21 protein-coding genes and 3 pseudogenes are annotated in these 19,591 nt (G+C 63.0%); 12 read left to right on the forward strand and 12 right to left on the reverse strand.

Annotated elements, in window-relative coordinates; all coding sequences use genetic code 11:
- Window positions 1–61: 61 nt before the first annotated feature.
- Window positions 62–484: pseudogene (locus tag AYJ54_RS46430) on the forward strand (IS110 family RNA-guided transposase); the annotation flags it as partial.
- Window positions 485–492: 8 nt separating this feature from the next.
- On the opposite strand, the gene AYJ54_RS00395 reads toward AYJ54_RS46430, so the two are convergent.
- Window positions 493–714 carry a hypothetical protein gene (locus tag AYJ54_RS00395; RefSeq protein ID WP_063695935.1) on the reverse strand — a complete coding sequence of 74 codons (222 nt, stop codon included), beginning with the start codon at window positions 712–714 and terminating at the stop codon, window positions 493–495.
- Between the two features lie 352 nt (window positions 715–1,066).
- Here AYJ54_RS00395 and AYJ54_RS00400 point away from each other — a divergent pair, with 352 nt between their 5' ends.
- Window positions 1,067–1,249, forward strand: a complete 183-nt coding sequence (locus AYJ54_RS00400) for a hypothetical protein (protein ID WP_063695936.1) — start codon at window positions 1,067–1,069, stop codon at window positions 1,247–1,249.
- 51 nt (window positions 1,250–1,300) lie between these two features.
- On the opposite strand, the gene AYJ54_RS00405 is transcribed toward AYJ54_RS00400, so the two are convergent.
- From AYJ54_RS00405 to AYJ54_RS00415, 3 genes are all read right to left on the reverse strand, one after another.
- On the reverse strand, window positions 1,301–2,677 hold the full coding sequence (locus AYJ54_RS00405; protein ID WP_063695937.1) for a vWA domain-containing protein: 1,377 nt from the start codon (window positions 2,675–2,677) through the stop codon (window positions 1,301–1,303).
- Window positions 2,678–2,682: 5 nt separating this feature from the next.
- On the reverse strand, window positions 2,683–3,630 hold the full coding sequence (locus AYJ54_RS00410; protein WP_063695938.1) for an AAA family ATPase: 948 nt from the start codon (window positions 3,628–3,630) through the stop codon (window positions 2,683–2,685).
- 147 nt (window positions 3,631–3,777) lie between these two features.
- The gene (locus AYJ54_RS00415; protein ID WP_063695939.1) at window positions 3,778–3,978 is read right to left on the reverse strand and encodes a hypothetical protein; all 201 of its coding nucleotides are present in this window, start codon (window positions 3,976–3,978) and stop codon (window positions 3,778–3,780) included.
- 226 nt (window positions 3,979–4,204) lie between these two features.
- Here AYJ54_RS00415 and AYJ54_RS00420 point away from each other — a divergent pair, with 226 nt between their 5' ends.
- Complete coding sequence (locus tag AYJ54_RS00420) at window positions 4,205–5,179, forward strand: quinone oxidoreductase family protein (RefSeq protein WP_063695940.1); 975 nt, start codon at window positions 4,205–4,207, stop codon at window positions 5,177–5,179.
- 39 nt (window positions 5,180–5,218) lie between these two features.
- Here the strand turns inward: AYJ54_RS00420 and AYJ54_RS00425 are convergent, their stop codons facing one another.
- Window positions 5,219–5,494 (reverse strand): hypothetical protein, encoded by a 276-nt coding sequence (locus AYJ54_RS00425; protein WP_063695950.1) that lies wholly within the window; start codon window positions 5,492–5,494, stop codon window positions 5,219–5,221.
- 113 nt (window positions 5,495–5,607) lie between these two features.
- Window positions 5,608–6,216, reverse strand: a complete 609-nt coding sequence (locus tag AYJ54_RS00430) for a S24 family peptidase (RefSeq protein WP_063695941.1) — start codon at window positions 6,214–6,216, stop codon at window positions 5,608–5,610.
- A gap of 169 nt (window positions 6,217–6,385) precedes the next feature.
- Here AYJ54_RS00430 and AYJ54_RS00435 point away from each other — a divergent pair, with 169 nt between their 5' ends.
- Both AYJ54_RS00435 and AYJ54_RS00440 read left to right on the forward strand, forming a co-directional pair.
- Complete coding sequence (locus AYJ54_RS00435; RefSeq protein WP_063695951.1) at window positions 6,386–6,919, forward strand: GcrA family cell cycle regulator; 534 nt, start codon at window positions 6,386–6,388, stop codon at window positions 6,917–6,919.
- A gap of 49 nt (window positions 6,920–6,968) precedes the next feature.
- Complete coding sequence (locus AYJ54_RS00440; protein WP_063695942.1) at window positions 6,969–7,544, forward strand: hypothetical protein; 576 nt, start codon at window positions 6,969–6,971, stop codon at window positions 7,542–7,544.
- A 43-nt stretch (window positions 7,545–7,587) separates the two neighbouring features.
- Here the strand turns inward: AYJ54_RS00440 and AYJ54_RS00445 are convergent, their stop codons facing one another.
- The gene (locus tag AYJ54_RS00445; protein WP_063695943.1) at window positions 7,588–7,944 is read right to left on the reverse strand and encodes a hypothetical protein; all 357 of its coding nucleotides are present in this window, start codon (window positions 7,942–7,944) and stop codon (window positions 7,588–7,590) included.
- 197 nt (window positions 7,945–8,141) lie between these two features.
- Here AYJ54_RS00445 and AYJ54_RS00450 point away from each other — a divergent pair, with 197 nt between their 5' ends.
- From AYJ54_RS00450 to AYJ54_RS00460, 3 genes are all read left to right on the forward strand, one after another.
- Window positions 8,142–8,606 carry a hypothetical protein gene (locus AYJ54_RS00450; protein WP_063695944.1) on the forward strand — a complete coding sequence of 155 codons (465 nt, stop codon included), beginning with the start codon at window positions 8,142–8,144 and terminating at the stop codon, window positions 8,604–8,606.
- A gap of 444 nt (window positions 8,607–9,050) precedes the next feature.
- Window positions 9,051–9,236, forward strand: coding sequence for a hypothetical protein (locus AYJ54_RS00455; RefSeq protein ID WP_063695945.1), 186 nt, complete (start codon window positions 9,051–9,053; stop codon window positions 9,234–9,236).
- Between the two features lie 156 nt (window positions 9,237–9,392).
- On the forward strand, window positions 9,393–9,734 hold the full coding sequence (locus AYJ54_RS00460) for a phasin (RefSeq protein WP_063695946.1): 342 nt from the start codon (window positions 9,393–9,395) through the stop codon (window positions 9,732–9,734).
- Window positions 9,735–10,105: 371 nt separating this feature from the next.
- Here the strand turns inward: AYJ54_RS00460 and AYJ54_RS51790 are convergent, their stop codons facing one another.
- Both AYJ54_RS51790 and AYJ54_RS00470 read right to left on the reverse strand, forming a co-directional pair.
- The gene (locus AYJ54_RS51790) at window positions 10,106–10,936 is read right to left on the reverse strand and encodes an alpha/beta fold hydrolase (RefSeq protein WP_063695947.1); all 831 of its coding nucleotides are present in this window, start codon (window positions 10,934–10,936) and stop codon (window positions 10,106–10,108) included.
- A gap of 153 nt (window positions 10,937–11,089) precedes the next feature.
- A complete protein-coding gene (locus AYJ54_RS00470; RefSeq protein ID WP_063695948.1) occupies window positions 11,090–12,880 on the reverse strand; it encodes a ShlB/FhaC/HecB family hemolysin secretion/activation protein in 1,791 nt (596 codons plus the stop codon).
- A 129-nt stretch (window positions 12,881–13,009) separates the two neighbouring features.
- Here AYJ54_RS00470 and AYJ54_RS00475 point away from each other — a divergent pair, with 129 nt between their 5' ends.
- The 3 genes and pseudogenes from AYJ54_RS00475 to AYJ54_RS00480 form a co-directional block, all read left to right on the forward strand.
- On the forward strand, window positions 13,010–14,212 hold the full coding sequence (locus tag AYJ54_RS00475) for a FecR family protein (protein ID WP_063695949.1): 1,203 nt from the start codon (window positions 13,010–13,012) through the stop codon (window positions 14,210–14,212).
- Window positions 14,213–14,275: 63 nt separating this feature from the next.
- Window positions 14,276–14,609: pseudogene (locus tag AYJ54_RS51795) on the forward strand (CHASE2 domain-containing protein); the annotation flags it as partial.
- Between the two features lie 3 nt (window positions 14,610–14,612).
- Window positions 14,613–17,027 (forward strand): annotated as a pseudogene (locus AYJ54_RS00480) (EAL domain-containing protein); the annotation flags it as partial.
- A gap of 628 nt (window positions 17,028–17,655) precedes the next feature.
- Here AYJ54_RS00480 and AYJ54_RS00485 read toward each other — a convergent pair.
- The 3 genes from AYJ54_RS00485 to AYJ54_RS51045 form a co-directional block, all read right to left on the reverse strand.
- On the reverse strand, window positions 17,656–18,045 hold the full coding sequence (locus AYJ54_RS00485) for a hypothetical protein (protein ID WP_063695952.1): 390 nt from the start codon (window positions 18,043–18,045) through the stop codon (window positions 17,656–17,658).
- A gap of 185 nt (window positions 18,046–18,230) precedes the next feature.
- Entirely contained in the window at window positions 18,231–18,764 is a 534-nt protein-coding gene (locus AYJ54_RS51040; protein WP_201724100.1) for a protein-L-isoaspartate O-methyltransferase family protein, read from the reverse strand.
- Window positions 18,670–18,939 carry a hypothetical protein gene (locus tag AYJ54_RS51045; protein WP_201724101.1) on the reverse strand — a complete coding sequence of 90 codons (270 nt, stop codon included), beginning with the start codon at window positions 18,937–18,939 and terminating at the stop codon, window positions 18,670–18,672. Before AYJ54_RS51045 ends, AYJ54_RS51040 begins: the two co-directional genes overlap by 95 nt.
- A gap of 461 nt (window positions 18,940–19,400) precedes the next feature.
- On the opposite strand from AYJ54_RS51045, the gene AYJ54_RS51670 reads away from it, so the two are divergent.
- Window positions 19,401–19,591 (forward strand): hypothetical protein (locus tag AYJ54_RS51670; protein ID WP_210184074.1); only part of this gene is annotated, 191 nt, incomplete at its 3' end.

The raw sequence follows: 19,591 nt of genomic DNA on the forward strand, positions 1-19,591 counted from the left end.
GGCACGAGAGTGCCAAGGAGTGGGCGCCGTTTGAGGCTCCCACGATTCGGAGGAGCAAGCTATGCCGTCAATTTCGACAATCGGTCTGGATATCGCGAAGTCGATCTTTCAAGTGCATGGTGTTGATGCAGCTGGCCACACGGTCATACGCCGCCAGTTGAGGCGCCAGCACGTCCTGGCATTTTTCCAGAAGCTGCCGCCATGTCTGGTGGGGATCGAGGCTTGCGCGTCATCGCACTACTGGTCCCGTGAGCTGGAGACATTGGGGCACGCGGTGCGGTTGATGCCTCCGGCCTACGTGAAGCCCTACGTCAAGCGACAGAAGAACGACACCACGGACGCGGAGGCGATTTGCGAGGCGGTCACGAGACCCAACATGCGGTTCTTGCCGACCAAGACGGTCGAGCAACAGAGCTGTCTGATGCTTCATCGAGCGCGCCATCTGTTCATCCGCCAGCAGACTGCCGTCATCAATTCAATCCGCGCCTATCCTCATGCGGCGACATCCAGCAGTCGGCCCGATCCCCGCACCAGCACCTTGCGTCCCGCGGGCGTCATCGCCGGCACGCCGTCGTTGATGACGACGAGACCGAGCTTGACGAGGCCTTCGACGAGATAGGCCTTCGAGAGACGACCGTTCGAGGCCGGGTTGCGAAGCGTGCGCAGGGCTTCCCATTGATCCGATGAAAGATCGAAGTCGACGTCGTTGCTCATGTTGCCTCAAGCGATGGTATCGTCCGCGCGCATCACTTAGCCGCGGTGCATGAAGACCATGCGACGACATTGAGTCCGGAATTCGGTGAGGTGTTTAGAACCTCTCTTCACAAATTGCCGCACTTTGTTGCGCCACAAGAGTTAAGATCGCTTGCCGACCAATATCGTTCCGCTCTCCGATCACTAATTGATGATCTGCGCTTGATGCTGCGTTGCGAACTACCGCAGTGCACGGGAAGCAGCGCTGTCCCATTCTACGTCGCGATGTGCACAGAAATCTTGAGCCGAGATGTTCAAGACTCTGTTACGCTGATTCGCGGGTGAATGACTTCACACGGCAGGAGTGGAGTGCATGAACAGGCTGGTGGAAATCCGCAGTCAGGAGTCGCTCTGTCGGGAGCGTGCGGCGTTCGATTCGGAGCGCCGGGTTTTCTGGCTCACGCAGGCCGAGGAGTGGAAGCAGCGCGCCCTCGACGAAATCGCTCATCACTTTCGGGAGTGCAATCTCGCCCGGGCCGAGCTGGCTCGCGGCTGACTGCCGGCTAATGTTCTCCGCGAACGCGATCGCCGTTTACTGAATCGCCGTTTACTGATAGGTGGCCACGATATCGGACACCGCGCGCTCGAGCTGTTGCGCGGTGGCACATTGGCGCACCACGCTGCAAAAGGTCGCATAGCGCGGCATCTCGGAATCGCCAAAACCCCAGGCGAGACGTCCCTCGGGATTGAGCCAGACAAGCCGCTTCGAGCGTTCGGAGATACGGCGCAGGATGTCGGCGCGCGGGTCGAGATTGTTGCTGCGGGCGTCTCCGAGCACGATGACCGTGGTCTGCGGCGTCAACGTGCTCATAAACTCCTTCTCGAAACCGACCAGCGCCGAGCCGTAATCGGACGAGCCGAAACCGACCTTGGACATGATCTCCCGCATGGCTTCCTCGGGCGACTTCGTCTCCAGGATGTCGCTGACCTCGACCAAATGCGAGGAGAAGGCGAAGGAGCGGACATCGTCGACCACCTCATGCAGCGAATGGATCAGGAGCAGGAAGAAATCGGACACCTGCGCGACCGAGCCCGAGACGTCGCAGAGCGCTACGATCTTCGGCCGGTCGCGGTGCTTGCGCTTCCAGGCGGTGAGGAAGGGCACGCCGCCCCAGGCGGCATTGCGGCGCAGCGTGCGGCGGACATCGAGATGGCCGCGACGCTGGCGCTTGCGCGGCTTCGAGTAACGCTCGCGCAGGCGCCGCGCGATCTGGCGGATGAGTGCACGCATCTCTGCGACCTGCCGCCGCTCGATGCGCGCGAGCGGCGCGTTGCGTAAGATCTCGTTGCGGAGGTTCTCGGCCTCCTCGCGCGCGTAGAGCGCAAGCCCCTGCGAGACAGTGTCGCGCACGGCTTCGCGCAAGGCGTCGAGCGCGGCGCGTAGGCGCTCGGCCAGCGACGGGTTCGTCGCGGTCAATTCGTCGAGATCATCGCGCAGGCGCTGGAGCCCCATGGCATCGAGGATGCGGCTCGAGAAGATTCCGCGCTGGGTGGAATAGCGGATGTCGGACAGAGAGGCCGCGCCGGCAGCACTGGCGATCGCTGCGGCGATCGCATTGCGATCCTGCGACAGCAGCATCTGTGCAAGCGGGCCCAATCCCTCGGGCGGCTGACCTCCGCCCGCGTCGCTGCTCGCGCCGGGCGAGGGGGATTGATCCGTCTCTTGCGCAGTATCGTGGCTAGCGGCCTCGACCTGTTCCTGCCGAGGTTCCGGCTGGCTGAAGAACAGATCGAAGCAGTCGCCGAGCGCAAGTTTCTCGTCCTGCGATTTGGCGAGCGTCAACAATAGCGCGTCGCGCAAGATGGCGCGGTCGGACACGCCGACCTGCGCGACAACGCGCATCGCATCGATGCTTTCTGCGGGCGAGACATGGACGCCGGCGCCCCGCGCCGCCCGAAAGAAACGATGGAGGTTCTCGCGCATCGGCGTCAACCGAAGACGTTGGACCGCGCCGCCTTGGCCATGAACGTCGTGACCTGAGGCGCAGCCGCCTCGATGTCGGCCTCGTATTTCAGGAGCACGTTGAGCGTGTCCTTGACGATCTCGGTATCGAGCTCGAAAGCCTGTAAGAGCACCAGAACACGTGCCCAGTCGATGGTCTCACTGACCGAGGGCAGCTTCTTCAGGTCGAGCGTGCGGATCTCGTGGATGAAACCGACCATCTGCCGGCGCAGCGTCTGCGAGATGCTGGGCACGCGGCTCTCGACGATGCGTTCCTCCAGCCGTTGCTCGGGGAAGCCGATATGCAGATGCAAACAGCGCCGCTTCAAGGCGTCGCCGAGATCGCGCTCGCTATTGGAGGTGAGGATCACGGTTGGCGGCGTGATCGCGGAGACAGTGCCGAGCTCGGGGATCGTGACCTGGAAGTCGGACAGAATTTCCAACAGCAGCGATTCGAATTCGGCGTCCGACTTGTCGATCTCATCGATCAGCAGCACGCAGCCGCCCGGCTGCTCCAGGGCCTGAAGCAGCGGCCGCGGCTCGACGAATTCCTTGGAGAAGAACACGTCGCCGAAGTCGTGGAGCTGGTCGAGTGCGGCGTGCAGCGTCTGCGCGCCTTCGAGCACTTCGCCGAGCTTGTCCTTCAGGATCTGCGTATAGAGAAGCTGCTTTGCATACTTCCACTCGTAGAGCGCCTTGGCCTCGTCGAGGCCCTCGTAGCATTGCAGGCGGATCATCTTCATGCCGCGCCAGGCGGCGATGGCCTTGGCAAGCTCGGTCTTGCCGACGCCCGCGGGACCCTCGACCAGGATCGGCTTCTCGATCTGTTGCGACAAATAGACTGCGGTCGCGATCTGCCGGCTCGCGATATAGCCTTGCGCGGCGAGGCCGCTCTCCACTGCCTCGATCGAGGTCGAGGCCTTCTGATCAGCCACGAATGGGCGCTCCCAAAGGTCTTGCTTGAGGCTTGTTCTGCCTGCGTTCCCGGCAAAGAACAAGCCTCGTTTGGGAGGAACCAGATCCGCGTGAGCGGCTGATTTTCCGCTTAGCGCAAATAGATAACCGGGAGAAATTCGCTCCCGTCAGTGCCGCAGGAGCTCCGGCTTGCGGATGGTCTGCCTGAGCTCGGTGCCGCAATCGGCGCATTCATAGACGAAGTCGATTTTGGCAAGGCTCCAATGCGGCTCGACCTCGCGCACATACATTGGCAGGAACCCCATGCAAGTCGGACAAATCACAGGCGCGATATCGATATCCTGATGATGCTGTACATAAGCTGGCATCTCGGCTCTCCTTCGCAGACAACCACCGAACCCCGCGCGAAAGGTACTGCCGAGTGTCCTGGCGCCCTCATCAACTCTCTCGAACAGAGGTGGAACGGCGAGCGTTTGTCGTTCGCTGTGACATTCTTGTTACGCCTCTGTACTGTAACGGGCGGATTAAATGCCTATTTCACGGCCCGAACCCGGTTCTCCGATCCTCAACTCCAACAATAAGGGAGCAATGCCCATGACCCATGCCATTCGTTTTCACAAGACCGGCGGTCCGGAAGTCCTGGTCTGGGAGGAAGTCAATGTCGGCAAGCCCGGGCCCGGCGAGGCGCGCATCCGTCACACCGCTGTCGGCCTCAATTTCGTCGACATCTACAACCGGTCGGGCCTTTATCCGGCGCAATTGCCGAGCGGCCTCGGCAGCGAAGCTGCCGGCGTGGTCGAGGAGGTCGGCCCCGGCGTCACGGATCTGAAGCCCGGCGATCGTGTTGCCTATGGTGCCTCGCCCCTTGGCGCCTATTCCGAGGCGCGGCTGATCCCCGCCGACCGATTGCTGAAGCTGCCTGACGGTGTCGACGACAAAACCGCGGCGGCGATGATGCTGAAAGGCCTCACCACGCAGTATCTGATCCGGCAGACCTATCGCGTGAAAGCCGGCGACACGATCCTGCTCCATGCCGCGGCCGGGGGCGTCGGCCTGATCCTGAGCCAGTGGGCGAAACATCTCGGCGCGACCGTGATCGGCACGGTCAGCAACGATGAGAAGGCCAAGCTCGCCAAGGCCCATGGCTGCGATCATGTCATCATCTACACGCGCGAGGATTTCGTGAAGCGGGTCGACGAGATCACCGGCGGCAAGAAGGTGCCGGTGGTCTATGATTCCGTCGGCAAGGACACGTTCCTGAAATCGCTGGATTGCCTCGCGCCGCTCGGCGTTGTTGCGCTGTTCGGTCAATCCTCGGGCGCCGTCGAGCCGCTCAATCTCGGCCTGCTCGCGCAGAAGGGCTCGCTCTACGTCACCCGTCCGACGCTGTTCACCTATGCCGCCAAGCGGGAGAACCTGGTTGCGATGGCCAAAGAGCTGTTCGACGTCGTGAAATCCGGCGCGGTCAAGATCGAAGTGCACCAGACCTATCCGCTGAAGGACGCCGCCAAGGCGCACGCCGATCTCGCCGCGCGCAAGACGACGGGATCGACGGTGCTCCTGGTGTGATGTCCGATCCGACGACGGCGCAGGCGTTCCGCGCCTGCGTCACGTCCGTTCGTGCTTGCGCAGGTCGCGGGCATGATCGAGGCCGATGGCCTGGAGATCGATGTCCTCGGGCGGAACCTGCGGGAGGGCGGCCTCAATCAGGATGGCCTCGGTCACGTCCTCGACCGAGCTGTCCACGATCTCGTGAATGAAGGAGATGTTGCTGTATTCACCCGAGACGACGCGGGAGACCACCTCGCGCCGGGTAATCTCGGGATCGACGACCTCCTCGCGGCCGCGCCGCCCATAGTCGATCATCACGACGAAGTACTGCATGAACTGTCCCTGCCGCGGCCCGTGTGTCGCAGGCCTGCGGCAGATATTTCCGAAAAACGGAAATTGGTCCAAACGCGATTTCCAGAAATCGGAAATCGGCGCGATTTTTCCGCCTACCTGCCTTTCTTGCGCGGCCGCGCCGACTTGGCGCGCAGCCGCTCGAGCTGGCCTTTGGGCATGGAGAGGCAGATCTCCCCGACCCATTCCAGCTTGACGCCGACGATCGGCTTGGCGTTGAAGCTGGTGAGATTGACGACCGACGGGCTTTTGCCGCGCTCGATGGTCTTCAGGTAGCGTTCGCCGGTCTTGAGCCGGACCACGGCCTCCTCGCCATAGAAGCTCGATAGCGGATAGCGCTGGTCCTTGTAGACCACGATCACGTCGCCGCTCTCGTATTTGGGCAGCATCGAATCGCCGACGATCTCGAAGGCGACGGTTTCTTCCATGATCGGGAAGGGCAGCACGACGTCGCCGAGCCCCTCGGGGGGAACCTGCTCGAAATCCGGCTCGATCACGGCGCCGGCGCCGACCCGGCCCATGATCGGTGCGAGATTGAGTTCAAGATATTCCATGATCGGCAGAATTTCCGACGCCTTCACCAGGCGTTCGCCGCCCAGGATTTCCGAGACCGCGCCCGGGCGCACGCCCATGGCCGCTGCCAGCCCGCCCTTGCTCTTGCCCGTCTTCTCCAGGCCCCGCTCGATCATTGCAACGTCCAACATGGTGATTCCCTCGATTGACCATGGTCCCTGTCTCTTCTAATCCGAAATTCGGAATTGATGCAATTATGAATATCAGAATTCTCGCTTGACTTTTGTTTCGGAATACCGGAATGTGTGTCTAACGATCCCGGCCGTGCCGGCCGGCGAGGGCGCATCACAGGACAGCCGCATGGAACCGGGGAGTTGGCCGTCGGAGCACTCCGACGCGCTTCGCGACTATTTTCTCAAGGGCATGTCATATGCGGAGATCGGACGGGAAATTAACGCAAGATTCGGAACGGCTTACACGCGCAACGCGGTGGTCGGCCGGGCCAGGCGGCTCGGGCTTGCGGCGCCGGCACGGATGAAGAGTCCATCGATCGTCCCGGCCTTCCCCGGCGAGCCCTGTCTGTTTCCACCGCGGCCTCCGGCGTTGCAGAGCTGGAGCGTGCCGCCGAAATCAGCGATGAAGCTGGCCGCACCGGTCAAGTTGCGCTGCGTGGGCATCAAGCCCCGCCTGATCTCGCTGCTCGAACTTGCGCCTGGCGACTGCCGCTATCCCTATGGCGGCGACAAGGACGGGGAAGAGATCACCTTCTGCGGCCATCCCCGAACGTCCGGCTCGAGCTATTGCACGCCGCATTTCCACCTGACCCGCGGACCCGGATCGACGTCCGCGCGCGTGGCGGGTCCCCTCGTGCTGAGGCTGGTCTCGGCCGCCTGACGGGCGGCGTGGCATCCCTTCAATCGTCAATTTCGCAAGGAGTATCCGCGTGGTACGCGCCAGACGCAACAAGTCCTACAAGTTGGCAAAGCTCTATGACCGGCGCTCGCACGAACTGCCGTTCAATGCCGAAGTGGCCGAGATCGAGGTCGACAATCCTCTGGCGCTCGAACCGGGCGAAAAGATTGCCGCCATGCGCTCGATCCGAAATGATCCGCTCGGCCGGCTGCATTCCCACCACCAGATCGACGAGGCGCAATACCGCGGTGGCCGTGCCTTCCAGAATGATTGGGAGAAGGCGGAGCGCGGTCCCCAGGCGGTGGATCCGACCCGCGAATATGTCGATGGCGCGCGCACGCGCGAGCCAGTCACCGAGAGCCAGCGCCAGGCGGTGCTGCGGCTGAACCGGGTCGAGCGCGAGCTCGGCACCGACGGTGCCGCGCTGGTGCACGATGTGCTGGTCCTGGGTCTGACCATGGACCAGATCGGGCAGCGCCGCGCGGTACGTACCCAGCGCTGGAACGACTATTTCGCGCGCCGCTTTCGCGAATGCCTTGACCGGCTGGCGCTGGTCTACGGCTTTGCGACCGAAACTGTGGGGCCGCGCGCAGAGCAGCGCCGATGAGAGCGGCACGCCGGCGGCTGCGGCCGCCGGCGTGCGGTGCTGCTTACGGATGCGGCACGATCTGGTACGGCGTCGAATAGGGCTCGACGCGGAGCGAGGCGTTGGCGAGGAGCCCGACCTTCGCCGTCGGCGCTTGCTGCAGTTCTCCGTTCTGGCCGCGATGCACGTTGTACTGCCAGACGGTGAGGTCGCCCTTCTGCGCCAGCGCGTGCGCAACGGCGCTCGCATCGCTGCCGCCGAGCGCCTGCAGCTCCTCGGCTGACAATCCGATGATGATCTCGTCCTTGACGGTGACGATCTTGAACAGATTCATTTTTGTCTCCTGCGCCCATGCGCCCTGAATCGAGAGTGTGAGCAGCGCGACCGCGGCGCCCTTGATGACATCGCAGCGAGAAAGCATGCCGTCGTCCTTTGATGCTGTCGCGCGCCCGAATCGAAGAGGTCAGTCAGCCATGGCGCCCGTGATCTGCGTGGCCGTTTCGCACCGGCTTGGTCGTCTGATCTTGAACGGCGGTTCACGGATCGGAAAATATTGGGGACCGATGAACCCTGACGCGCAGAGCCGAGTCCAAGTCGAGAGCTCAAAGGATTCATCAGATGAAATCTATCGTCACGGTTTGCATTCTTGCGTCGCTCGGCGTGCCGAGCACCGCCATGGCCGCCGATCCGTTCTATGTCGGGAGCTGGGCGGTCACGACGGCCGTGGTGGCACCATGGGCCGACCAGCACCGCAAGCCTGATGGTACCGAGCGGGCACGGCTGATGAGCAAGACGCTGGTCCTCAAGGCGAAGGAGATCTCGGGGCCGCGGCCCTTTGCCTGTGCCAAGCCGCAGTACAAGGTGACGGACTATGGTCCCGACATGATCTTCCAGGGCGCATTTGACGAGATGCAGCGCGCCGACAAGAAGGCCGATCCCAAAGCGCTTGCTGCTTCGCTCGGCTTCAGCGGCGCCCGGATCAAGACGCTGGAGACCGGCTGTGAAATCGACTTTCATTTCGTCGATGATGCAACCGCCGAGGTCGGACTCAACGATTACGTGTATACGCTGAAGAAGCAGTAGCTCGCTCAGTCGGGCGAAGGGCTTCGACGTTCCGTGATCGAACGCCCTCCCTCAAATCGAGGCAATATGCTCACATTGCGATGCGTGGACCTGTTCACATTCAGACACAAAGCAAGGCTGATCGCGCGGCACCGGAGTTGATCAAGGCAGCGTGCACATCGATGCCGCTTCTTGACGCAGGTGGGTGACGTCGGTGCATATTCCTGTTATCCGGAATTGCCGTGGTGCGGTGCTGGCTGAGCATCGCTGCGCCGATGGTTTGGCTTGCCCGAAGGGTTGTTCCTTGGCATAGTTGCAACCTGACGGGTTGAGCCGGGCCGTCCGGATGCGCAGTTCAGCGTACCAACCCGCTGGAGGGCTCCGGCCGAGAACCCTTCGCCGCCATGGCGTTGGTTCTTGAGGGGAGGTCCGACCACGAAGGCCGATCCTTGTCATAGGTGCGAGATGAAGAACCTCAATTTCGCGGCTGAACTGCACCTCAAGCTCGGCGCGCCTGCAAGCAGCACCGTCGAAAGCCTTCGCCTGCTGCGTGCCTTCCTGAAGCTCGCACCCCGGCAACGTTTTGAGGTCATCAAACTCGTCGAGGACCTCGCCACCGACGAAACCCTCCCTGAACGTCCCCTGTCGTGAGCCGGACTGCGCGCCGGCGTCGTGCTGCCTCCATGGTTCGTCCCGCCTAACGGCGTTCCGCCCCCCCCCCCCGGTTGCGCCTGCCGCCGAGGCTTGGCCGCTGGAAGCGGAAGCGAAAAATGTGATAATCAGTAAGAAAAAAGGGAGGACAGCGACATGATCGAACCGAAGCTTGAAGTTCCGGCCGAATTGCGCGACCTGGCCGAAAAGACGATCGACCAGGCGGAGAGGGCATTCGGCATGTTTTTCGAAGCCGCCACCAAATCGATGTCAACGGTGCCCGGAGCGGGCACCGAGGTGTCGAAGCAGGCGCTCGCTTTCACCGAGCAGAACATGAAGTCGGCGTTCGAGCATGCGCGCAAGCTTGTTCACGCCACCGACCTTCAGGAAGCCATGCGCATCCAGTCCGAGTTCCTGCGCAGCCAGTTCACCAGCGCCGGAGACCACATGCGCCAGATGACTGGCAATTTGATGCAGTCCGGCAAGGGCAAGTCCTGATCCACGGGACAGCTTGCCGTCCATCATCCTTTTCTGGCGATCCCTGCCGGCTCGACCGGCAGGGATTTGCATGTTGCGGGCGCATGGCGAAGCGCAGAGTTCAACCGCAGCACGATCCCGGGAATTGCGAGAGATCGATGCGGGCGATGACCGACCGGAACAGTCGGCGGGCCGAACGATAGAAATGACGGACAAGACCCGGTACCCGTGCCGCGGGTGGGCCTAGGCTTTTGGCATAGTGCGACAAATGTCTCTCCGGCGCTCTGGGAACTGCCTTATCGCGCGTCCGGCCTCGAGCCGCCTTGATCTGCCGCAAAGCGGCCAAAGCGCGATCGCCGTCGCGCATTGATCCTATTTCCCGGAGACATGCCCTAGTAATCGCCGGGGTTCATGATCATCGGGCTTGTCGTGTCGGCAGGTGCAAGCTCGCTGCTGGCGCTGTCCCGCAGGAAGCGGTCGAGCGTCGCCTGAATCTTCTCCTTGACCGAGTCGGGCCCGCGATCGCTCATCTCCGTGTGCTGCGCGCCGGTATGGACGATATCGATGCCGCGCGCCTTGGCCTGTTCCGGCGTCGGCAGGACGCCGGGGTCGCTCACGAAGTGCGGGTCCTTCGAGCGGAACGACAGGATCTTCAAGTGGTCGTTGAGCTCGAACGGCACCCGCAGATTGTCCAGCGTGATCACCTTCGACACCAGTTCGGGGTGCTGATGGGCGACATACATCGAGACGTCGCCGCCGTTGGAGTGGCCGACCAGCGTGATGTGATCATATGCGGCGTTCTCCTGGCGCTTCTTCAGCTCTCCCAGTGCGAAGAGGATGTTGGCCTCGCAGCGGATGTAAACTTGGCGCCGGCCGACATAGGGCTGGCCGACGTGGGTCATCAGGGGCGGGTCGGTCGGCAGGTCCTGCTGGATGCTCGCAACGATATAGCCGCGCGCGGCGAGCACGTTGGCGAGGAACGAATATTCGGTGGCCTTGACGGTATTGCCGTTGCTGATGATGGCTAGCGGAAGCTTCCAGAGGCCGAGATTAGCCTTGGTCTCGTAATCGCGCCGCACCGCGAGCTCGACGGTGACCGGCCGCTGGCGCGCGGCGTCGAACAGGCTCAAGGTCTCGTGACGGATCGCGAACCTGGAGACCACAAAATATTCGCCGACGCCAAGGACGCAGAGAAAGGCCAGAACCGTAAACACCCTTTTCATGGTTCCATCTCAATCACTTTTGACTGTACGTGGCCATTGGGAACTCCCGGATCGAGCGATCGTGACCAGAGTGCGGGATTAAATTTAGGCAAGTGTGTGAGAAAGGTCCCAAACGGGCCGCATGTCGGGGCAAATCGCGGCGACGCTGCTCGGCTAGGGACAGCCTGCCTTGCCGCGTTCCGGCCGCAGCGCGCTGGAGAGCGTGAACAGGAAACGCGGGCTGCGGCGCTCATTGTCCGGCGCCCGGTAGCTCAAGGGGACGGCGACGCCGAAATCGGCCTGGAAATCGTCCCAGAGGAAGAACCGGGCGCCGATCCCGGCAGAGGTCAGCGACAGGCCATCGCTCAGGTGGTAGCCGTCGTTCCAGACCGCGCCGGCATCGCCGAAGGCGTAGAGCTGGTAGCCGCTCCAGTAGCGGAAATTGAGCTTCTGGTCGAAGCGTAGCTCGAGCGAGCCGGCGAGGCCGTTGTCGCCGCTGATCTCGGCTGCGCCATAGCCTCGGCCGAAGGCCGCGCCGCCGAGGTAGAATTGCTGCGAGATGAACAGCGGTCGCGATGCGGTCTGGCTTGCCGCGGAGAGCTTGACCGACCAGACATCGTTGAGCGCCTGGTAGCGCGTGAACCAGAGATTCAGCACCGAGAAGTTCGACGAGGCGCCGTCGCGCGACAACAGATCGTCGTCGAAATGCGAGGCGCCGAAGATGTCGAGGCCCTGGCGATAGGTCAACGTTGCGTAGTTGGTGCCGCCGAAGCGATCCTGGAGCCGGTAATCGGCCGTCAGGCTCGCGGTCCTGATGTGGTCGTTGTAGTAGGGGCCGAACAGATCGTGTTCCGATACGTTGCTGAGGGTGCCGGCCAGGGTGAGGGTGAGGGCCGACCATTGCGACATGAAGGGGACGGTACTTGCCCGCACCTCGAAGGCTTCGGTCGTGGTGATGTCGCTGTCGAGGCGCCGCGCATCGCCCGGCCGCACCGCGCTGTACAGGACGGAGGCGCCGAGGCGCACGCCGTCGACGCCGACCGGCGCGTCATAGGAGAGCCGTGCGAAGCCGAGCTCGCGCGGATCGTTCGCGATGGTCGACAGATTGACCGCGAGCGTGTCGCCGGGGGCGAGGTAGGAGTTGAACGCGCCCGTCGCATAGGTCTGCAAGGGGCCGACTGACGATGATCCGAGATTATCCAGTCCGAACGACGCAAAGACGTGCCAGGTCTTCAGATAGACGGTGAGACGAAAGCGACCGGTCGGGCCGCCGATCTCCTCAAGCGCAGTATCCGTGATCCGGACGCCCGGCCTGCAGCTGATGAGGAACAGCTGGCGTTCGAGCGTTGCAAGACGCGACGGCTGCTCCGCCAGAACCGGCCCGAGCATCGGCCTGACGCCGAACTGCTCGGCGCCGTCGCCTTTGAGGTCGGCCTGCACGATGGCCCCTTCGATCACGCAGATCTGGACGCGACCGTCAGTGATATCCTGCGGCGGCACGATCGCCCGGCTCAGATGAAAGCCGTCGGCGCGGTAGAGCTCGCTGATCGCGCCGGCGATCGCGGCGAGATCGGCCTGCGAGACCTTCTTGCCGAGATAGGGCTGATAGACCCCGGCGATACGGTCGCGGGAGATGGCATGGGCGCCGCTGACGTTGACGCCGCGCAGTACAAATTGCGGCTTGGTATCGCCGCCGGTGTTGGGCTGGCCGACCGTCGGCAGCTTGACCGGAGGGCGGTTGAGCGTTTCCTGATCGGATTGGTTTTCGAAATACTTTTCGGGCTGGCGCGGATCGAATCCCGGCTGGTTCGCCTGCTGCGCGAACGCCTGCGGAATTCCCGCAACGATTGGTGCGAGCAGTACCAATGCGGCAACGAAATGCCGTCCCATCCTATCGACCGTGCGCTGCTCTCCGTAGTTCAACGGAGCGGCCCGCAGGAGACGGTAAAGATTCGTTAGGCGCATGATTTTTCATAGGTTTTTATGGTCAATGAAAAGTTAATCCGACCGTTTGCATTGCCGGTTCCGGCTAATCCTATCTTGAGTCATTTCGGGTACTCCTCAGCCCGGCCGGACAGGGGACTGAGGATCGTCATGCTCGACAGAGTTGGACTGCGGCGCGCCTTGATGGCGGCGCTGCTGCTGGGAATGGCATCCGGCGCATCCGCCGCAGAGGATGGCGCCTGGTCGATCAGCAAGACCTCTGGCGAGGTCTGGCTCGCGACCGGCGGCGCGCAGCAGGTCTCATTGAAGCAGGACGAGACGCTCAAACCAGGCGATACCATCCGCACCGGCCGCAACGGGCGGGGGCTGCTCGTCCGCGGCGAGGAAACGATTCTGATTTCTCCGAACTCGGTGGTCGGCTTGCCGGCCGAGAAGAAGGAAGGGCTCTCGACCACGATCATTCAGCAGGCCGGTTCGATCCTGCTCGAGGTCGAGAAGCGCAACGTCAAGCATTTCGAGGTCGAGACGCCTTATCTCGCCGCCGTGGTCAAGGGAACGCAGTTCAGTGTCACGGTGAACGCCGGCAGCACCAAGGTCGGCGTGCTCCGCGGCCAGGTTGAAGTCTCCGACTTCAAGACGGGCCAGATCGCGCAGGTCTTGCCGGGACAGGCGGCGACCGCCTTCGAGCACGGCAAGCCAGGTCTTCGCCTGAGCGGTGCCGGTACCTTCAATCCGATCGAACAGGGCAAGCCGCGCGCCTCGACGATCGAACGGATTCCAGTGCCGAAATCGGGGCTGTCGGCGCCGCGCAACGCGACGAACGGACATGCGATCCATGCGCTCGGTCCGGTCGACAAGGGGGCCAGGGCTGGCGGCGCGCCGATGCAATCGCATCAGGCGGCCGTAGCCACGCCACCCAGGGCTGGCGCCGTGCGCATCTCGAGCTCGCTCGGCGAGGTCAAGCTGAACTTCCACAAGGTCACGCATGGGCTTGCCCATGGTGCCGTCGCGCCGGGCCGCGTGCGCAGTGCCGCGAACGCCGGCATCGACACGGTCTGGAGCGACACGAGGGCAAGCACGACGACTGCAGCCAGCAATACCTCGAGCCTGACCGCGGTGACCGTGAGCACCAGTGCTGCCGCGAGTAGCGCCGCAGCGACGTCATCAAGCGCGACGACGACGGTGGCTACGACTGCCGGTTCGACCAGCGATGTATCCGGCGGAAGCTCCGGCAGCGGGAGCGGCGCGACCGGCAACAATGGCAACAACGGAAATAGCGGAAGCAGTGGAAACGGCAATAACGGCAACAATGGCCACCACTATGGTTGGAATTGGGGCAGGGGCCATCGCTAGGACCGTGCCGTCAACATGAAGGGGAGCACATCGCGGCATCCGCCGGATGTGCGGGGGAGCAAGGTGAAACGCTACAGGCCGCATATTCTGGTCGTGATTGCGCTGGCGGTCGTGCTGTCTACGGGATGGCACGCTGCACTCCGCAATGCGCTCACCGATCTGCGGTTCGCCTGGCAATCACGTGCGGCCAGCGGCAAAGTCGTCGTGGTCGCGATTGATGCACCCTCGATCGACCAGATCGGCGTGTGGCCCTGGCCGCGCCGGCTGCATGCCGAACTGCTGCAGAAACTGGAAAGTGCCGGCGTCCAGGACGTGGCTTTCGATGTTGATTTCAGCACCCCGTCCGATCCCGCCTCCGACGAGGCTTTCGTCAAGGCACTCAGGGATGTCGGCGGGGNNNGGGGTGACGATCCTGCCGTCCTTCAAGCAACCGGCACCGAACGGGGGAGCGGCGCACATCAATCGCCCGCTGAGACCGTTCAGCAACCAGTCCTGGCCGGCAGTCGTCAACGTCAAGGTCGAGCCCGACGGCCTCGTTCGCCGCTATCCCTTCGGGGAGAAGCTCGGCGACAACTTCGTGCCGTCGATGGCTGTCGTGCTGGCCGGGCAGAATGCAAGCCGAACCCCGCCCTTTCTGATCGACTTCAGTATCCGTGCAGTGTCCATTCCGCGCGTCTCCTATGCCGACGTGCTGCACGGCGACCCCGCGACCCTGGCAAGCCTCAAGGACAAGAAGATCATCGTCGGGGCCACAGCGCTCGAGCTCGGCGACCGCTTCAGCGTTCCGAACGGCGGCATCGCGTCGGGCCCAGTCCTTCAGGCGCTCGCGGCAGAATCGATCATGCAGCAGCGTACGCTGCGCTGGACCTCCGACGTGGGCATGGCGCTCGGCCTTTCGGTGATCTGCCTGTTGATGATATTCTCATGGCGCCGCATCGCTCCCGGTGTCCGCGTGGCGATGCTGGTCGCGGCGGGGGCAGCAGTCGAGCTTGTCGCAGCCCTCGTGCAGGCGAAATGGCCGCTCGTCATCGACACGTCGCTGCTTCACATCGCCATCTTCGCTTATCTGGCCGCGATCGCGCTCGACGAGATCGACTTCCGCAGCCTATTGGGGCGCATCGCAGAGAGCCGCTTTCATCGCATCGCGATGTCGCTTGGCGATGGCCTGGTCTGCACCGACGAGGATCACCGGATCACGGTGTGGAATCCCGGCGCCAGCGCGATCTTCGGTTACATGCCGACCGAAATGATCGGCCAGCCCTTCGAAGCGCTCTGCGCAATGCCGGTTGACGGTAGCTCGAGGGCCTTCGCCATGCGCGATGCTGCGCGCCAGGCACTCCTGGTCCCGGGTGGGGCGGTGGTCGTCGAGTTCGAAGGACGGCGCAAGAATGGCGAAACGTTCCCCGTCGAGGCAAGCTTCTCGGGCTGGCAGGGAACGGATGGCTTCCAATATGGCGCAATCCTGCGCGACATCTCGGTCCGCAAGCGCGAAGCCGAGCGCGTCAGATATCTCGCCGAATACGATGCATTGACCGGTCTTGCCAACCGCAACTCGCTGCATGCCGGGCTCGTCGACCTCGTCGCGGGTTCGGAACGGGGGTCTTGCAAGGTTGCGCTGCTGGTGCTCGGGCTCGACGGCTTCCAGCGGATCAACGACCTGCTGGGACACGCCGCCGGAGACCTCGTGCTGCGCGCGGTCGCTGGACGCCTGAAGGCAGAAGCGGGGGGCAAGGCGATCGTCGCCCGACTCAGCGGAGACGAATTCGCCATTGCGCTTGAATACGCGCAGGATGGCGAGCCGGTTGCGCAGTTCGCCGAGCGCATCGCGCGCGCATTTGAGCTGCCGCTCGCCACCGGCACGCGCCAGCACCGCGTCAGGATCAGTGTTGGCGTCGCCGTCTACCCGGACGGCGGGCTCAGCGCTGACGACCTTCTGAGCAACGGTCATCTCGCGCTCTCCAAGGCAAAAGCAACCCGGCGCGGCGGCCATGTGGTCTTCGAGAGCACCATCAGGCAGGAGCTGGAGAACAGGCTGACGCTTGAAAGCGAGCTCGCGCTCGCCGCGGACCGCGGCGAGTTCGAATTGTTCTTCCAGCCGCAAGTCCGCCTGGTCGATGGCAGCCTGGTCGGGGCCGAGGCGCTCATCCGCTGGCGGCATCCCGTGCGCGGCTACGTCTCGCCCGGGGAGTTCATGCCGGTGGTCAACACCTCTGCGTTGTCCGAGCGGATCGCGAGCTGGGTGATGGAAACCGCCTGCCGGCAGGCGCGGGCCTGGGAGTTGTCCGGCAGAAGCGTCCGCGTCGCAATCAACCTGTCGCCGTCGCAGCTTCACTCCGGCGATCTCGCGCAGTCGGTTGCGGCGCTTCTCGATGCGACGGGGCTCACGCCCTCGCTGCTCGAGCTCGAGGTCACCGAGGACATCCTGCTGCGCGACGAAGGCCGTGTGCTCGACATGTTCAAGCGGATCCAGGACCTTGGCGTCCGCATCCTGTTCGACGATTTTGGCACGGGTTACGCGAGCCTGAGCTATCTGAAGAAATTTCCGCTCGACGGGCTCAAGATCGACCGGTCCTTCGTGCTCGACCTGCTCTCCGATTCCGACGATGCCGCGATCGTCAGCTCGACCGTCGGCCTCAGCAAGCAGCTCGGCCTCACCGTCGTTGCCGAAGGTATCGAGAACCGCGCCACGGCCGACTTCCTCGTCAGCATGGGATGCGAGGAAGGGCAGGGCTATTTCTTCGGCCGTCCGATGCCGGCCGACGCGTTCGCGCGGCAGTTCCTGGTGGTCCAGCGCGAGACCGTCAGCGCTGCCTGAACGGATATACGCGTCCGGTTCAGATCACTAAAGCGCGATGAGATTGGGATCAATCGTCATCGCGCTTCAGGTTATTGTTTGAGCATGATCTCTTCAGAAAACCGCTGCACACTTTTCCGGATCATGCTCTAGGCGCCTTCAGGTCGCCACCGGGGTGGGGCGGATTCCGGCCCCGGTAAGCCGGGATTGAGTGCGGTCAGGTACTGGTACGGGTGATTGTGTTCGACGCAGTGATGCAAGACCGCAGTGTCGCGCGCCGACGATCGAACCGGGTTGAGTCGGCCCGCCATGAGGCACGCGCTCAGCCGGGTGCCTGCTCAAGGATTGGCTGTTGATTCGCACGCCCGAAGGCATGGTGCCGACGGCAGCGCCGGGCCGCTCCCGTTCAGACCTCGACTTGCTCCGCTAGCGAGAGCGCGTCGTCCGCGCCGCCTGAAGGCCGGAAAGTGCGCCCAAATGCATGACACTGCGTCGCTATAGTGACTCTGGCCGACCACGGTCGCGCAAAACATCGGTAGCCTGCAACGATTGTCGACCAAGGCCCCCTAGCTTCTGAGCTGTTCGAGTTTCCACACCGCCCAAGCCCCGAAGCCGTCATCAAAACGCTCACTGGAAAGAGAGCACGTGCTCAATCACGTCGATACGCCTTGAACGAGAGGAAGGCGCCGAGCCCCAGAAGCAAGATGGCTCCTGGAATGATCGCGCCGGTGGTCTGACCAATTCCGCCGGCAATTGCGGCCAGGCGGGTTGGGAACAACATTCGTGCAAGGCCACTGAGGATGGCAAGCCAGCCAAGGATGGTCACAAGCACCGGCCATTCTTTCGTCCAGCGATTGTGAGCGCGCACAATAGCAAGTCCAGCGACGAACAGGAGGATGCCGGACACGAAGATGAGCGCGGGGTCGCGGGAAACCTGTTCAGCCAACTCAGGGAACGAGCCAATGTTCAGCAGCATTCCGGCAGCGATTGCAACAAGCGTGGGGCCGATCAGGCCGGCGATTGTTTTCGAGGTGGTCATCTGGTTGGCCTCCGGTCCGAGCACAGTCTCTTTCTGCCCGCACGACGCAGGGAGCTTTTCCCGCCAGGAGTCTCGTGAATTCAATCTCGTCGCCACCGTGAGCGATCTCAAATCCAAGGCCGCGGTAGAAGTGGAGGGCGCGCGACATGTGGGGGGCACGATGGCAACCGCGCTGATGCTCTCGATCATTGTGGCCCAGCTCCGCTGCCGATGCGCCACCAGCTTATTACAAGCCGGATCCACTCCCCTCGAGTTGAGAGAACCGGACGGACAGGATCTCCTTCATCGTCATTTTGCCGTTGGCGAGTTTCTCCGCCAGAATGAGCTGCTGCGCCGACCGGTATGACCATTTTGCCACCCGCTTTCAATTGGTGGATCAGCGGAAGAGGAATGAGATCGGGAGCGGCCGTCACGATCACCTTGTCAAAGGGCGCGTGCTCTGGCCAACCGTGATAGCCATTCGCAATCTTGAGTTCGACATTGCTGCAGCCCTGCTGCCGGAGCCGTTGTTTCGCCTTCTGGCCAAGCTCTTCGATGATTTCAACGGAGTATACCTTGCGGGCCAACTGCGCGAGGACAGCGGCCTGATAGCCAAGACCGGTACCGATTTCGAGAACGCTGTCGTCAGCCATGACGTCGAGCAGATCGGTCATCAACGCAACGATGAAGGGCTGCGAGATCGTCTTTTCGAAGCCGATTGGAAGCGGAATATTTGGCATACGCGTACGGCTGAAATTCGATTGGCACAAACTCATGCCGCAACACCTTGCCCATGGCCGTCATGATGCGTTCGTCAAAGGCGCTCTTGCCGATTGTGTCGCGCAACGCAAAGGCGCAGGCGGCGATGACCGCGAGCATGTCTTCACGCAGGGCCTCAACATCTTCTGCTCGCATTGGCAACTTTCAAAGGCATACTGCGGTCCACCCGCCGCACGCCTAGCCGGGCTATTGCAATAACTGGCCACCCGTCACGACCGCTCTCGCGGGCAGTGCGAACTTAGTTCTCAAGCGGAACTCCGTCTTCCAGGACACGCTAGTCGTGGCAGGCCCATTGCGGACAGGACAACGAGACGCCTTCAAATGGGCGAGAAATGATCAGGGCGCCCGGTCCGCGGGGGTTACCCTACAGAGTTTGACCTCCCCCTACCGCGCACGGCTTCCGCGGTGGTTGGGTTCAACGTAGCGAAATGACCTCGGAATGACAGGCGTGCCGTTCTTCAGGCCGAGCTTCTCAAGACAGGTCTCGACGTTGAGCGTTGCACGTCCTCAGGATCGAAGCCCTCGATCTGAACCAGCCTGGCATCGCCACCATCTCGCAGGGTCCCTGGTCTTAATGCTTCGGCCGGGACTCGCGTTTGCATCGCCGCTTCACGAACGTCTCGCTCGAGGGTCCTCTTATCTTGCCGGGCACGGCTGACCGCTCGGTAGCACGCATCCCTTCTCGCCAGGCTTTGCTGCGCCAGGCGGCGGTGCCGGCTTCGCAGCGGGAGGTGGTGGCGGAGGCGGCGGTGCCGGTCGCGCAGCGGGAGGTGGTGGCGGAGGCGGC

Origin of the sequence: Bradyrhizobium centrolobii (assembly GCF_001641635.1) — a bacterium.
GTDB lineage: Bacteria > Pseudomonadota > Alphaproteobacteria > Rhizobiales > Xanthobacteraceae > Bradyrhizobium > Bradyrhizobium centrolobii.